We start from the raw sequence: 14,501 nt of genomic DNA, 5'->3' as shown, positions 1-14,501 counted from the left end.
CAAGATTGGCACAGTGAGTAAACTTTGCCTCAAGTGCACTTATGTTCTGGCTGATTGCAGGTCTGAGCACCCATCAACAATGACATTCTGTCCCTTTTGTTCACTTAAGGGGAGGTTCCGATATGGAGACTCAGAGGCAATTGTGGACTTGCATTCAAGGATGCACTTGACTATACGTATCTCGAGAGTCATGTCCGGCAGACAACGGGCCGCGGATCGCGGAGCGTTGAGGAGGAGGACTGATGATCGCCAACGTGCTGGGTTCGCTGCGTGTCACCATGAACGGTGAATCCGTGGTGCCGGCAGCGCCCAAGGCCAGAAAGGTGCTTGCCCTGCTGGTCCTCAACCCGGGGCGGGTCGTGCAGACCGACGCCATGGAGCGCGAGGTGTGGGGCCCGCGGGCCCCCAGGAGCGCGACCACCAGCTTGCAGAACTACGTCATGCAGATCCGCAAACAGCTGGGGAAGACACTGCCCGGCGACACCGGCAGCGCCACCGCCAAGCGGATCCTCGTCACGGAACAGACGGGCTACCGACTGGCTGCCCAGGACGATCAGTTCGATGTCCGCCGCTACCACGCACTGGCGGCCGAGGCGGACGCGGCAGAGGCAGCGGGCGACCTCGCGGAGGCGTCGGCGCTGGTCCGGTGCGCGCTCGACCTGTGGCGTGACGAGCCATTGGCCGACCTACCGACCGGGCCGATCCTCCAGTCCCACGTGATGCGCCTGGAAGAGAGCCGCAAGGCGATGCTGCGCAGGCGGATCTCCCTCGACCTGCGATTGCACAGGTACGAAGTGGTCGGTGAGCTGCGCGCACTGGCGGCGCTGCACCCCTACGACGAGATGTTCCACGAGTGCCTGATGATCGCCCTCAACCGTACGGGGCGGCGGAACGACGCCCTCTCGGTCTACCAGGCACTGCGCAGCGCACTCGCCGAAGGAATCGGCCTCGAACCCTCCGCGCGGCTGCGGGAGTTGCAGAAGGCGATCCTGGTCTCGGACGATTCACTCACACCCGCGGTGCCGCAGGGCGGCATCCGGACGTGACGGCCGCGTGCAGGGCGGCATCGAGCTCGGCCAGCAGTACGTCCGTACCGGAGGGGGCGAAGGGGAAGAAGTGCCCGCCCGCCACCAGACGTTGACGGTAGGCAGCTTGGGTGAAGGCCGCCCACCGCGGCACGTCCTCAGCGGGTACCAGCTGATCGTCGTGGCCGGCGAGAGCCGTCAGCGGCACTGTGAGGCGCGCTCCGCGCACCGCCGTCAACGCCTGCAAGGACAGAGACAGGTCATGAGCCAGCACTCGTGCGTCCCAGTCGAATCCGGTGGCGTCGCCACTGTCACCGCGATCGCTGCGCCCTTCGCATTCGCGGAGCGCCCCCCTCGGCAGACCGTGCATGGCGAGGATGTCTTCCAGCGGCAAAGGCGTACGCGCCCCGGGCGGCGCGCAGCTCACCACCACGGCACCGCAGTTGACAGCGGCGGGGTCGTCCCCGGCCAGGTCGGCGACGGCGACGGCGAGCAGCCCGCCCATGCTGTGCCCATAGAGAACGGTCGGTGCCGGCGGTAGACGGCGCAGCTCCCGCAACACGCCTTCGGCCGCTTCGGCCGCGCATGTCGACAGCGGCTCGACGACTCGTCGTCCTCGCCCCGGCAGGGTGACGCCGACCAGCTCCACATCGTCGGACAGCCGCGACAGCGGCGCGCGATAACGCAGCGGACCGGCGCCCGCGTGCGGAAAGACGAGTACGCGGGCGGCCGGCGCCGCTGGGCCGGCCGGCCGCAGCAGATCCGTCCAGCCGCCGGCGGCCGCGCTCGCAGACACGCTGTGGTTCCTCTCTTCCGCCTGTCAGTGGCCACGTGCTTCAGGTGCCCGGTAGTTCGGGGACGTCAAAGCCCCATGCCGATGCCTCCGCCGACCGGCAGCACGGCACCGGTGATGTAGCCGGCCTCCTCGCTCGCCAGGAAGCGGACGGCGGCCACGACCTCGTCGACCCTGCCCGGGCGGCCGAGCGGCGTCATCCGCATCAGCTCGGCCATGCGCTTCTCGGACAGCAGCTCCGTCATGTCCGTCTCGATGATGCCGGGGGCCACCACGTTCACCGTGACGCCGCGATCACCCAGTTCCCACACCAACGAGCGGGCCATGCCGACCAGACCGGCCTTGGAGGCCGCGTAGTTGGCCTGCCCAGGCGAGCCGAGGAAGCCAAGCGCCGAGGAGAGCAGGACGATGCGGCCGCGTCGGGCCGGGAGCATGCTCCGCAGCGCGGCACGTGCGGTAGCGAAGGCGCCCGTGAGGTTGGTGCGGAGCACCTCCTCGAACTGCTCGTCCGACATACGGAGTGCGGGCCGGTCCCCGGTGATGCCGGCGTTGGCCACCACCACCTCCACCGGCCCGTGCGCCTTCTCCGCCTCGCGCAGGGCCTTCTCCACCTCGCCCGACGCCGTCACGTCCGCTCGTACCCCCAGCACCCCCTTCGGCGGACCACCCGAGCGATGGCTGGCAGCGACCTTGTCACCGGTGGCCGTGAACGCGGCGGCGACGGCGGCCCCGATCCCCCTGTTGCCGCCGGTGACGAAGACCGAGCGGTTCATCGTGGTTCCCTCCCATGTCTGTCGGGCGTGCTTCGCGGTCACGCGGGGGTGAGGACGAGCGCTGCGTTGTGGCCGCCGAAGCCGAGTGAGGTGCTGACGGCCGCCTCGATGCGGGTACGGCGCGGCTCGCCGCAGACCACGTCCAGCTCGATCTCCGGGTCCTGGTTCTTGAGGTTCGCCGTGGGCGGTACGGTGCCGTGCTGCACGGCCAGCACCGTGTACGCGGCCTCCAGGGCACCGGCGGCGGCCAAGGCGTGGCCGGTCACGCCCTTCGTAGAAGTGACGGCCGGGCGCGGGCCCAGGACTCGGCCGATCATGCGGCCCTCGATCACGTCGTTCATGGGGGTGGAAGTGCCGTGCGCGTTGACGTGGTCGACGTCCCCGGGAGAGACGTCGGCGTCATCCAGCGCGAGCCGCAACGCCTGCTCGATGCCCCGGCCTTCGGGTTCGGGGGCGGTGGCGTGGTGGGCGTCCGAGGCTGCCCCGAATCCCTGGACGAGAGCGCGGACCGTGGCGCCGCGCGCCTGCGCGTCCTCGGCGCGTTCGAGGACGAGTACGGCGGCGCCCTCGGCCGCCACGAAGCCGTCCCGCTCCGCGTCGAAGGGACGTCCGGCGTACTCGGGCGCCTCGCGGTGCCGGGACAGCGCACCCATCTTCGTCAGTCCGGCCATCACCGTCGGCGTGAGCGCGGACTCGCTCGCTCCGGCCAGCACGATGTCGCACGCGCCGGAGCGCAGCAGGTCACGGGCCACGCCGACGGCCGTCGCACCAGACGCGCAGGCCGTGCCGACGACCAGGCTGGGCCCGGTGGCGTGGCAGTCGATCGCGATGTAGCCGGCAAGCATGTTCGGCATGTACTTCGTGATCGTCAGCGGGGAGACGCGGGCGGGTCCCGCCTCGCGGAGGACGTCGTACTGCTCCTCGAGTGTCGCGGCGCCGCCCAGCGAGTTGCCGAGCACGACGCCCACGCGGGTGCCGTCCCAGGTGCCGGTGCCCCATCCCGCGTCCTCGACCGCCATTCGGGAGGCGGCGAGCGCCAGCTGCACGAACCGCTCGTGCTGCCAGGAGGAGAATCCGCCCAGGAGCGCCTCCGTGTCGAAATCCGGGACGCGTGCCGAGAAGTCCACCGGCAGTCCGCGCAGGGCCTCGTCGTGGGTGGCGCAGGAACGGCCCGACAGCAGGCGCTCCCAGTTCTCCGCCACACCGATTCCGGCCGGGGTCACAAGCCCGAGGCCGGTGACAGCAATTCCAGCCGGCATCAGACCACTGCCCCCTTGTCGGAGAGCAGATCGGCGACGTCGCGTATGGTGAGCCTGTCTGTGAGATCGCCTTCCTCCAGGGCCACCTGGAACTCCTTTTCCAGGACGAGGCTCAGCTCGATGAGCACGAGAGAGTCGAAGGAGAGTTTACGGAAGGTGACGTCCGGAGTGATGACGTCCTTCTTCACCTTGAACTGGCCGGAAAGAATTTCGGCGACGCGTTCCTCGATGACCTGCATGGATACTCCTCGAGTTGGGGGGTGAATTGATCACGAGGTGGTGACTCGGGTGACTCGGCCACGTGGTGACGTTGTGACGTTGTGACGTGGTCACGCTGTGACGTGGTCACGTGGTCACGTATGAGTGTTGTCCGGTGTTCCATTGGCCCTGACGACCGGCTCAGACGGCCGTGACGACCGGCTCAGACGGGGGTGACGTCCGGCCAGACGAGACCGACGGCGCCCCAGGTCAGGCCTCCGCCGAAACCGGCCAGCACGGTGTGCTGTCCGGCGCGTAGCGCGCCGTCGGCGACGCCGTCCGCCAGAGCGAGCGGAATGGACGCGGCGACTGTGTTGCCGACGTCCTCGATGTTCGAGACGAAACGCTCAGCGGGCATCCCCATGCGGTCCGCGACGGCCGCCAGAATGCGGGCGTTGGCCTGGTGCAGGACGAATCGGTCGATGTCGCCGGGCGCCCAGCCGAGACTGTGGGCGGTCGCTTCGACGGCATCGGCCATCTTCCGTACGGCCTCGGAGAAGACGGCCTTCCCCCGCATGGCGAAATACGGTCCGGCCTCGGCCGCGGGTACGCCCGAGGCACGCTGACGTGAACCGCCCGCGGGAACCTCGATCAGTTCGCTGCGGGTCCCGTCGCTGCCGAGGTGCAGCCCGCCCAGCGCGCCCGGTTCACCGGGCTCCCCCGAGCGCAGCAGCACCGCTCCCGCGCCGTCCCCGAACACCGCGCGTGTGGTGCGGTCTTCGGGGTCGAGGATGGTGCTGAAGGCGTCCGCGCCGATGACCAGTACGGAGTCCGTGGTGTCGGATGTGATGAGCGCGGCGGCCGTGCCCAGGGCGTAGACGAAACCGGTGCACACAGCGGCGATGTCGAAGGCGGAAACCCCGGTGAGTCCGAGCCGGCTCGCCACCTCGGGTGCGGTCGCCGGGCACGGCCGGTCCGGTGTGCTGGTGGCGACGACGACCACCCCGGCTTCGTCCGTACCGGCCGACTTCAGCGCGCGCCGCCCCGCTTCCACGGCGAGGGAGCCCGTCGACTCACCCGGGCCGATGACGCGACGCCGCCGTATCCCGGTGCGCGTGCGTATCCACGCGTCGGTGGTGTCCAGGTGGCGGGCCAGCTCGTCGTTGGTGACAACGGTCTCCGGTAACCAAGCGCCCACTCCGGCGAGTACTGCGGCGCGGCTCATCGGGCGTTCCCGCGATTCCCCGCCGGGGCTGGCCCGGTGTGCTGTGCGCCGCTCCCCGAAAAATTCATCGGGATTCCTTTCTCTGGCCGTGTTGCGGGACTTCAGAGGCTTACGAGATCTCATCGTGCATGACCTCACTTGAGTTCCTTTCATCAGGCGCACAGGAGTGGGTAATGGGTCGCTCACGCCGAAAATGAGGGCAATGTGAGCGGGAGAACAGCGCCGTCCGTCAGCATCGTCATCGCAAGCCAGACACCACGTTCACACCCTCAAGGGAAGGGAGAAGGAGTGACAGTCGCCGCTGAGTCGGCCGATGTGCGAGACCTGCTCTCCGGCCTCGATTTCTCGCGCACCGTCCCGAAAGATCTGGTGCACCGGGAGGCGTTGTCCGAGCTGTTTCTGACGGACAGCAGGAAGGTGACGGGCGAACATTTCGTGGCAGCGGCCCAACTCCCCCCGTCGCACGCCTACTGGACCGATCACATCGCGCCCGGGGCCGTCGGCCCCGTCGACCCGCTGCTGCTGCTCGAATGCTGCCGGCAGGCGGAGACCCACGCCGTCCACGCGCACTTCGGGGCGCCACGCGACACGGTGTTCGTCCTCCAGTCCTGGTCGATGGAGCTGTCCGGTGACGCTTCGGGCGACCGCGCGTCCCCCGGCGGCATATGGCCGAGGCCCGGATCCGGTCCCGTCGAGGTCACGATGGACGTCACCACGCATGACTCGCGGTGGCGGGAGGACTCGCTGCTGGCGACGACGTACGTCATGGGCCTGTACGTCGCCGGCAGACACAGCGGGGAGGTTCGGCTGCGCGTGGCCTATCTGCCCGGCGGCACCTACGCGGCCATGCGCAGCCGGCGCCGCGGCAGCACGCCGCCCACCTCGGACGCCTTCCGGCACCACCGGGACGGAACACCCGTCCCCCCGCTCCGCGTCGGACGGGCCCGGGAGGAGAACGTGATCCTGCTCGACCCGGTGGTCGACCGCGACAGCGTCAGCGCGCGACTGCGTCCCGCCGGTGAACACCCCAGTTTCTTCGACCATCCGCTGGACCACATCCCCGGCATGGTCCTCATGGAGGCAGGTCGGCAACTGAGCCTGCTCGCCGCGGGCGAATGGGGCCACAGGCCGGGCACGTGGTGGACGCTGACCGGCCTGGACGCTTCCTTTCACGCCTACGCGGAACTCGACAGTCCGCTCCTTTTGACCGCCCACCGGCCGGGCACCGGTGCGGACTCCGGTGCGGAGGGGGCGGGGCAGCGCCTGCGGGTCACCTTCGAGCAGCGAGAAGAGACGCTCGCCACGGCCGAGTTCACTCTCACCCCGACCGAACCGGGCGCACATCGGGACACAGACCGGTGAAACTCCACCGACCGCTGTACGTCGGCGCCGTCGCCACCTGGCTCCCCGAAACCGTCGAGACAGCTACGGAGGCCGTGTCTTCCGGGCGGCTCGCCCAAGACGACGTGCCGGTGACCGGATACCGGCAACTGCCCGTTTCGCACGCGTGCGCCCCGCCGGACATGGCGGTCCTCGCGGCACACCGCGCGTTGGCGGCGACGGGCGAGGATCCTGGGGAGGTCGGCTTGCTCGTGCACGCCTGGACCTACCACCAGGGCCACGACTTCTGGTCGCCGGCGCACTACATCGCGCACCGCACCGGCGCACTCGGCGCGCTGCCGGTCGGGGTGCAGCAGATGTGCAACGGCGGCGCCTGCGGACTGGAGTTGGCCGCAGCACGGCTCCAGGCCGACCCATCGACCGGCACGGCCGTGGTCACCACGGGCGACCGTTTCTGCGCGCCCGGCTTCGACCGCTGGCGCGGCGACTACGGCCTCTGGTACGGCGACGCCGGGACCGCCGCCGTGCTGCACTCCGCCCCGCCGAAGAGTGGCCACGCACTGGAGCTGCTCTCCCTCGTCACTGCGGCCTCGCCCGTCATGGAGACCATGCACCGCGGCAGGGATCCCTTCAGCCCGGCGCCACGCGAGCACAGCGACATGATCGACATTCGCCGTACCAAGAAGGCGTTCCTGCAGGACAACGGCAAGGAGCACTTCGCGAAGACTGTGCAGCAGCGCGTCCCGTCCGTCATCCGGCAGGCCCTGCACGAAGCGGGCGTGGACCTGGAGTCCGGTCTCCGTGCGGTCTTGCTGCCGCGGCTCGGCCGGACGGCGCTGGAGGCCGCGTACCTACCCGCCGTCGCCCAGGTCACCGACGCCCCCGCCCTGGATGTCGGCCACGACACCGGCCACTTGGGAGCCGGCGACATGCTAGCCAACCTCGCCCTGCTGGCCGGAGACGGGGCCGGCACCGGGGCCGGGCACGAACTCGCTCCCGGCGAGACGGCCGTGGTCCTCAGCGCCGGCGGCGGATTCACCTGGTCCTGCGCGGTTGCCCGGCGACCCCGTACCCGCCCCACTCACATCGACACAGCGGACCCCAGTGGAAGGGGAGGGCGATGAGCCCCGGACAGCACCGCGTGACAGACTCCGAGCCCGTCCTGGTCGTCGGCGCAGGACCCGTCGGCATGATCGTCGCCTGCGACCTGCTGCGCCAGCAGATCCCGGTGCGGATCGTCGACGCCGCGCCCAGTACGACCGTCCACTCCCGCGCCGTCATCATGTGGCCGCGCAGCCTGGAGCTGGTGCGCCGGATCGGTGTTGCGGACGAACTCTCCCGTACCGGCAAGCACATCGACGCCGTCTCCTACTACTCCGGCAGCCGCCGCATCGGCGCCATCGAGATGAGCCGGCTTGACGACACCCCGTACCCGTTCGGGCTGTGCACCCCTCAGTGGAAGACCGAGGATGTCCTCCGCAAACGGCTCGTCGAACTCGGCGGCCACGTGGAGTCGGAGACCTCCTTGGTGGGGCTCGACAACTCCGGCGATCTGCCGGTGGCGACGTTGCGGCACGCGGACGGCACCACGGAGGGGGTGCGTGCCTCGTGGCTGATCGGCGCCGACGGATCGCACAGCGCCGTGCGCAGGCTGCTGGGCATCGAGTTCCAGGGGCAGGGCGCCGATGTGCTGTTCGCCATCGGCGACGGTCCGCTGGAGGGCCCGTTGCCGCCCGACGAGATGGTGTACTGCTACAACGCGGGTGGCGCCATGGGGCTCGCCCCCTTCGGCGACGGCACGTTCCGCGTCGCGTGCAGCGTCCCGGTGTGGAACGACGAGGACGAGCCGCCACGCGAGCTGTTCCAGGAGAACCTGGACCGCGTCGTGCCCTTCCCGGCGAAGCTGGGCGAGCTGAAGTGGACGACGGTCTTCCGTGCGCGTCGCCGGACCGCTGCCTCCTTTCGCTCGGGCCGCTGCTTCCTCGTCGGCGACGCGGCGCACATCTTCAGTGCTGCCGGTTCACAAGGTATGAACACCGGGATCCAGGACGCCGTCAACCTCGGTTGGAAACTGGGCGGTGTGGTGCACGGCACCCTCGATGCACGGGTCCTGGACTCCTACGATCCCGAGCGCCGCCACTCCGCCGAACGCGTCTCCCTCGTGACCGCCAAGCAGACATCCTGGGGCCTCGTCCAGCAGCCCGCGAAGGTCGCGCTGCGCGACACCCTCGTGCGCGGGGCGGGCGTCATCGGTGCGTTCCAGCGCCTGGTGGCGCCATTGATGAGCCAACTGACCGTCAACTACGCCTCGGACAGGGAGAACGTCAAGGCCGACATCAGCTGGCGGCTGCGCCCCCTGGGCGTCGGCGAGCGGCTGCCCGTTTTCGTGCCCGACGGCGACGAGGACGTGGACCACAGCCCGTGGCCCACCATCGCCGACGATCGCCTGACCATCCTGGCCTGGGCGGGCGGCGCCCGGGGCGTCCGGTGGGAGGAGCGCTGCGAGACACTGCGCGCGGCACTGGCCCCGGATCATCCGGTGCGGGACGTCTCGGCATGGGCGGCCCTCAGGAGGCTCCTCGGTCCGGCCCCGCGCGCGGTCGTGGTACGGCCCGACGGACACATCGCCGCCATCGAGCCGCACCTGGACCCCGTACGGCTGCGCCGGACCCTCGCCCGCGTCGGCGCGTCGGACGCGGCCGAGGCCGAGGCCGAGGCCGGAAGGTCTGAGACCGGCTGACCGGGCCGCATCCCGGATGCCTACCGGGACCGACCGGAGAAGGAGTGAGGAAAAGCATGGAACAGCGCAGGCTCGGCGCCTCCGGCCCCCTCGTCAGTGCCCTGGGCCTCGGCTGCATGGGCATGAGTTGGGGCTACGCCGAGGGGCAGCGGAACGACGAATCGTCCGTACAGATCATCGCCGAAGCCGTCGACCTCGGTGTCACGTTCTTCGACACCTCGGACGTCTACGGCGACGGCCATAACGAGCGGCTGCTCGGCAAGGGCCTCGCCGGGCGCCGCGACGAGGTGGTGCTCGCCACCAAGTGCGGGCTCGTGGTGGACGATCTGGCCACCCGGGCCATGCACCGGGACGGCCGGCCCGAGCGCGTACGGGCGGCGGCCGAGGCAAGCCTGCGCCGTCTGGACACCGACGTGGTCGACCTGCTGTATCTGCACCGCGTCGATCCCGATGTGCCGCTCGCCGAGACCTGGGGCGCAATGGCCGGACTCGTCGAGGCGGGCAAGGTCGGGCGGCTCGGCCTGTCCGAGGTGAGCATCGCGCAGGCCGCCGAGGCGCACCGCCAACACCCGGTCGCGGCCGTGCAGTCGGAGCTGTCGCTGTGGACGCGTGAACCGCTGGGCCGACCCGGTGACGAACTGGAGGGGCTACCCGTGGCGGAGAACATGGTCGGCTGGTGCGCGCGGAACGATGTCGCCTTCATTCCGTTCGCGCCCCTCGGGAGGGGCTTCCTCACCGGCGCATACACAAGTCCCGACCAGTTCGAACAGAGCGACTTCCGGGCCTCAAGCCCGCGCTTCCAGGACGAGGCGCTGACGGCCAACGGCCGCATCGTCGACGTCGTACGCGCGGTCGCCGGGCGGCACGGTGCCACGCCGGCCCAGATTGCCCTGGCCTGGACGCTCGCCCAGGGCGAGCACGTCATCCCCGTCCCCGGCACCAAGAACTCCCGATACCTGCGGGAGAACGCCGAGGCAGCCGCCCTCCGGCTCGGCGAGGAAGACCTGGCCGAGCTGGACGGCGTACCGGAAGCAGTCGGCTCGCGCTACTGACGTACGCGCACACATCACACGGAGGGGACAAATCCGGTGACAGCCGAACGGTCGGACCGGAAAACGGGTGCCGCGGGACCGGGGGGCCGCGCGGCCTTCTTCGACGTCGACGAAACGCTGATTACGCGCAAGAGCATGCTGTCGTTCCTGCGCTCCTACTACGGATGGCTCGGCCACCCCGACCTGGCGGCGGAGGAAGCGGTGTCCGCCCTGAGGGCCACCGCCGCCGGGCCGGGCGGCCGGGCGGCGTCCAACCGCGCGTACTACCGGTTGTTCGCGGGCCACCGGGTGGCAGAGGTGGCGGCGGCCGGGCAGCGGTGGTTCGACGACGGGCTGCGCGCCGGCGGCCTGTTCCACGAGCCGGTGCTGCGGGCGCTGCGCCGGCACCGCGCGGGCGGGGACCTGATCGTGCTGGTCTCCGGGTCCTTTTCCGCCTGCCTGGACCCGGTCGCCGCGTACGTCGACGCGGACGTAGCGCTCGGCACGGTCCCGGAAACCGCCGGCGGTCGCTACACCGGAGAGGTACGCGAGGTGCGGATCGGGGCGGGCAAGGCCGCGGCGGTGACGGCGGTGCTGCGTGATCGGGGGCTGCTTGCCGGGGACTGTCACGCGTACGGAGACCATGCCTCCGACCTGGACCTGCTGAGCCAGGTCGGGCATCCCGTGGTCGTGGGCGAGGACCCGACGCTGCTGGAACGCGCCCGTGTCAGCGCATGGCGCCGCCTGCCCGGCGTCAATGCCGCCACCCCGCTCAAGTCTTCCGGGTGAGAGCGCCGGGCGAAGTGCGCAACGTGCAGAGCCGCCCTGTCGCAGCGTGACATGGCCGCCGCCATGTCCGTTGCCGTGCACCGCGCTCGGCAGCCTTTTCTCGACGGTGTCATCGAGACTGAGCCGCCCTCGGCCTCGAGCTGGAGCACGACGGTGTCGACGACGGTCTCGGTGATGGAGCCGAGGCGGCAGTGGTCGTACGGCGAGCGTTCACGGCCCGTGCGCATGTCGTCGATCGATACCGAGCGCATGGCGGCGGCCAGGACCCACTGACGGCTGCGCACCTCGACACAGCCCAGGGCAGCCCAACACGTACGGCCGCGGCGAGTGCTTTCTGCGGCTTCGCGTGGGCCCCCACCCCGGCGGCGACAGCCCACCGTCAGCCGGACAGCGACCGCGTCATCGTCACGGACGTCGCTGCCGACCCATGGTGATCCGACCCGCCTGTCCACGGAACCGTTTCGTTCTCCCAGTTCAGCGCCGAAGCAGGTGCCGCGCGCCCGCGCTGACGCCGACTCGGCGAATGGCGCTCGGCGCACGCCCCCGTCCCGATGGATGCATCTGTGCGCCCCCTCAACGCCTCGAGAGCGCCGTAAGGGACGGAACATGCCGAACGGGTCGACCGTCGGTCTTCGTGACGCCTGTTCGAAGGGGGTCCGGAAAATCCCCATCCTGCGGTCGCGAACCACGGCCAACAGCCGCATGACCGCAGACGCATCAGCCTCGCCGGTGAACGGCACTCCCGGGGAGGACGGAAAGGCACCGCATGCGAATGTTCACTCGCTCCACCAGGGCCAAGCGATGGAAGAACCGCCTCAAGTGGGCCGTCACGTTGTCGGGTGCCGGCCTGCTGCTCTACAGCCTCACCTATGGCCTGGACAAGTCGGACCAACTGTCCTCCCTTGTCTGTGGCCTCGTCCTGCTGCTCAGCGGCTTCCAGCTCTTCCCCGTACGTGGCCCCGGCCCCAGCGTGGAGGGGATCCTGCCCGATCTGCGCACGGACATCGACGACTTCTGGCGGAAGGAGCGCAGGGCCCGCGGGCTGGACGGCCCGGAGCTGATGCCCATCCGGTTGCGGGATGCCGCAGGTTCCGGCTATCTGGCCAGTCCAGCCGACGGACACCCCGTCTGGCCCTCGGAGAAGTACGCAAAGGACGTGGCTGGACTGCTGGTCGGCGGCACCCTCAGCAGGGCCGTGGTCCACGGTCCCCCCGGCGTCGGCAAGACGACCTTCGCCATCATGCTCACCACCGGGGTCGTGCGCGGGGAGACGGAGCCCGCGCGAATCCCGCTCTACCTCTCGCTCGCCTCCTGGAGTCCCGAAGAGGAAAGGTTCGGCGACTGGTTCGACCGCCAGGTCGCCGCCGCGTACCCCTCCCTGCGTGCGCTGCACCCCAGGAACGACACGCTCCTGGAGCGCCTGGCCATCGACCGGATCGTCCTGATTCTGGACGGACTTGACGAGATCCGCGGCCCTGTGCGTTCCGATGCGCTGATGAAGATCGACGAAGCGGTGGACCGGGCGCAGTCGCTGATCGTCCTGACCCGCTCATCGGCGCGTCTGCCATCCCTCAGGGGGGCGCACGTCCTGCTCCTCGAACGTCTCACCGGAACGGATGCCGCCGCGTATCTCACCACCCGGCTGAACAGCGCTCCGCCCACCGTACGGACCCCGTTGCGGGCCCTGTGCTCTGCGCTGCGCACCGACGCGGATCCCGAGCTGACCGCGATGCTCACGACACCCCTCTACCTGGATCTGCTGTGCCGCGCCGCTGAGCGCGACGTGGACGTCCCCGGCAAATTCCTCACCGAGGTCACGCGGCAGGGCACGGACGCCGGCAAGCGACTGCTGTACCGCACCTTCGTCGATCAGGCTCTGCGGTCCCGGCTCGGGACGAGCAGCCGAAGGCTGCGCAGGGCCAAGCGCTGGGCCGCCTGTGTGGCCTTCGAGATGTCCAGAGCACCCGGAGCCAGTCGCACGCTGGCATGGTGGCGCATCTACGAACGCGTGCCGACAGTGGTGTTCGGCGCCGCGACGGCCCTGGCCGTCGCCCCCGCCTACCGTTTGTGTCTGCTCATGCCTCCCGGCCTGACGCGGGGCTTCGCCATCGGCACCGTAACGAGCTTCGTCCTGGGTGCCTGCAGAGGAGTCAACACCCGCCCGGCCACACTCGTCGCGGCCGTCTCGAGCGCCATCAGCGTGCTCGCGGTCGGCACCTGGCTGCTCGACGTCCAGAAAGCAATCGTCGACGCCGCCGAGATCGGTGCGGCGATCGGCCTCGTCTTCTTCTTCAAGTCCCAGTTGTGCGGCCGCCTGCCCGCCTGCATCGCCGCCGTCGTCCTCACCGGCAGCGTCAGCGCATTCGCCGTCTACGCGGTGAAAGCCGTCCTTCCCCCCGGCTCCGCGCCCGGCAGGACCCCGGCCGGTGTCCTCCTGGCTGTGGTCACCGGCACCGCCGTTGCCACCATTGCGGCGCGACTCCTGACGAGGCCCGGCGGACCGTTGCGGCCCTCGACAGCGAGCCTGCACATCCGCCAGAACCTGGGCATACCGCTGCGCCCCGTGCTCGCCGCGACGTGCGCGGCCACCGCGGCGGGGATGGGCGGGGCCTTCGTGGGAGCGGCCACCCACGGCATCCGACACGGCGTGCATGTCGGCATTGTCTTCGCCCTCATTCTCGGCCCGGCCATCGGGCTGCCGACCGGAGTGATCGCATGGCTCAACCAGCCGGGTCGTCTGCCCAGCGCCAGCACGCTGCGCACCTATGAGCACGACCGAGCGCTGGCCTGGCTCTGCTTCTTCGGTGTCGCCTCGACGGCCACCGTGGCACTCATCGCCCTGGACGGGCTGGTCCAACCCTGGATCGACCGGGTGGGCGACTCCTCCTTCACCGCGCGGCCGATTCACGGCCTGCTGTTCGGCATGACCATCGGCATCGTCGTCGCCGCCTACAACACGGCATGGCCCAACTACATCCTGTGCAGTACCTGGTTCGCACTCCGGATGAGACTCCCCTGGCGCTTCATCCGCTTTCTCAACCTCCTGCACGAGTGCGAGATCCTCCGGCAGGAAGGGCCCCTCTACAGCTTCCGAGCAGTGGAGCTCCAGAACTACCTGGCCACCACTTATGCCCCCGCCCCAGGCCTGGGGCGGCACGCCCCACCAACGCACGGGACGCCGAACGGGCCGAGCCCACGCAGCCGGCAACCCACTGGTGCCCCCTGACGTACCGTGTCACGGACCCTGACCGTCTGGACACGATGCGGCGCGGCAGCCTGCAGGCGAGGAACCCCGCCCGGGCACCGGCGGGGTTGCGGCTCGCAGGC

At 70.0% G+C, this 14,501-nt stretch carries 13 protein-coding genes; 8 read left to right on the top strand and 5 right to left on the bottom strand.

The annotated features are described in order from the left end of the window. Positions 1-242: 242 nt before the first annotated feature. Complete coding sequence (locus tag AB0M26_RS26080) at positions 243-1,046, top strand: AfsR/SARP family transcriptional regulator (RefSeq protein WP_365264487.1); 804 nt, start codon at positions 243-245, stop codon at positions 1,044-1,046. Here AB0M26_RS26080 and AB0M26_RS26075 read toward each other — a convergent pair. From AB0M26_RS26075 to AB0M26_RS26055, 5 genes are all read right to left on the bottom strand, one after another. Continuing rightward, positions 1,009-1,821 carry an alpha/beta fold hydrolase gene (locus AB0M26_RS26075; RefSeq protein WP_365264484.1) on the bottom strand — a complete coding sequence of 271 codons (813 nt, stop codon included), beginning with the start codon at positions 1,819-1,821 and terminating at the stop codon, positions 1,009-1,011. The genes AB0M26_RS26080 and AB0M26_RS26075 overlap by 38 nt on opposite strands. Before the next feature lie 65 nt (positions 1,822-1,886). Beyond that, the gene (locus AB0M26_RS26070) at positions 1,887-2,591 is read right to left on the bottom strand and encodes an SDR family oxidoreductase (protein ID WP_365264482.1); all 705 of its coding nucleotides are present in this window, start codon (positions 2,589-2,591) and stop codon (positions 1,887-1,889) included. A gap of 38 nt (positions 2,592-2,629) precedes the next feature. Next, positions 2,630-3,850 carry a beta-ketoacyl-[acyl-carrier-protein] synthase family protein gene (locus AB0M26_RS26065; protein ID WP_365264479.1) on the bottom strand — a complete coding sequence of 407 codons (1,221 nt, stop codon included), beginning with the start codon at positions 3,848-3,850 and terminating at the stop codon, positions 2,630-2,632. Continuing rightward, positions 3,850-4,089: an acyl carrier protein gene (locus AB0M26_RS26060; RefSeq protein ID WP_365264477.1), complete on the bottom strand. Its 240-nt coding sequence runs from the start codon at positions 4,087-4,089 to the stop codon at positions 3,850-3,852. Before AB0M26_RS26060 ends, AB0M26_RS26065 begins: the two co-directional genes overlap by 1 nt. 182 nt (positions 4,090-4,271) lie before the next feature. After that, positions 4,272-5,273, bottom strand: coding sequence for a beta-ketoacyl-ACP synthase III (locus AB0M26_RS26055; protein ID WP_365264475.1), 1,002 nt, complete (start codon positions 5,271-5,273; stop codon positions 4,272-4,274). Positions 5,274-5,561: 288 nt separating this feature from the next. Here AB0M26_RS26055 and AB0M26_RS26050 point away from each other — a divergent pair, with 288 nt between their 5' ends. The 7 genes from AB0M26_RS26050 (at position 5,562) to AB0M26_RS26020 (ending at position 14,400) form a co-directional block, all read left to right on the top strand. Further along, positions 5,562-6,635 (top strand): ScbA/BarX family gamma-butyrolactone biosynthesis protein, encoded by a 1,074-nt coding sequence (locus tag AB0M26_RS26050; RefSeq protein WP_365264473.1) that lies wholly within the window; start codon positions 5,562-5,564, stop codon positions 6,633-6,635. Next, on the top strand, positions 6,632-7,738 hold the full coding sequence (locus AB0M26_RS26045; RefSeq protein WP_365264470.1) for a ketoacyl-ACP synthase III family protein: 1,107 nt from the start codon (positions 6,632-6,634) through the stop codon (positions 7,736-7,738). Before AB0M26_RS26050 ends, AB0M26_RS26045 begins: the two co-directional genes overlap by 4 nt. After that, a complete protein-coding gene (locus AB0M26_RS26040; protein ID WP_365264467.1) occupies positions 7,735-9,354 on the top strand; it encodes an FAD-dependent monooxygenase in 1,620 nt (539 codons plus the stop codon). The genes AB0M26_RS26045 and AB0M26_RS26040 overlap by 4 nt, the downstream gene beginning before the upstream one ends. Positions 9,355-9,410: 56 nt before the next feature. Next, positions 9,411-10,406: an aldo/keto reductase gene (locus tag AB0M26_RS26035; protein ID WP_365264465.1), complete on the top strand. Its 996-nt coding sequence runs from the start codon at positions 9,411-9,413 to the stop codon at positions 10,404-10,406. A 36-nt stretch (positions 10,407-10,442) separates the two neighbouring features. After that, entirely contained in the window at positions 10,443-11,174 is a 732-nt protein-coding gene (locus AB0M26_RS26030; protein WP_365264463.1) for an HAD-IB family hydrolase, read from the top strand. Between the two features lie 51 nt (positions 11,175-11,225). Further along, positions 11,226-11,447 (top strand): hypothetical protein, encoded by a 222-nt coding sequence (locus AB0M26_RS26025; protein ID WP_365264460.1) that lies wholly within the window; start codon positions 11,226-11,228, stop codon positions 11,445-11,447. 493 nt (positions 11,448-11,940) lie between these two features. Further along, complete coding sequence (locus AB0M26_RS26020) at positions 11,941-14,400, top strand: NACHT domain-containing protein (protein WP_365264458.1); 2,460 nt, start codon at positions 11,941-11,943, stop codon at positions 14,398-14,400. The last annotated feature ends 101 nt before the right edge of the window (positions 14,401-14,501 follow it).

The sequence above is a fragment of the Streptomyces sp. NPDC051776 genome (assembly GCF_040681345.1).
In the GTDB taxonomy this organism is placed as follows: Bacteria; Actinomycetota; Actinomycetes; order Streptomycetales; family Streptomycetaceae; genus Streptomyces.
This window is presented reverse-complemented; position numbering and strand designations above follow the sequence as displayed.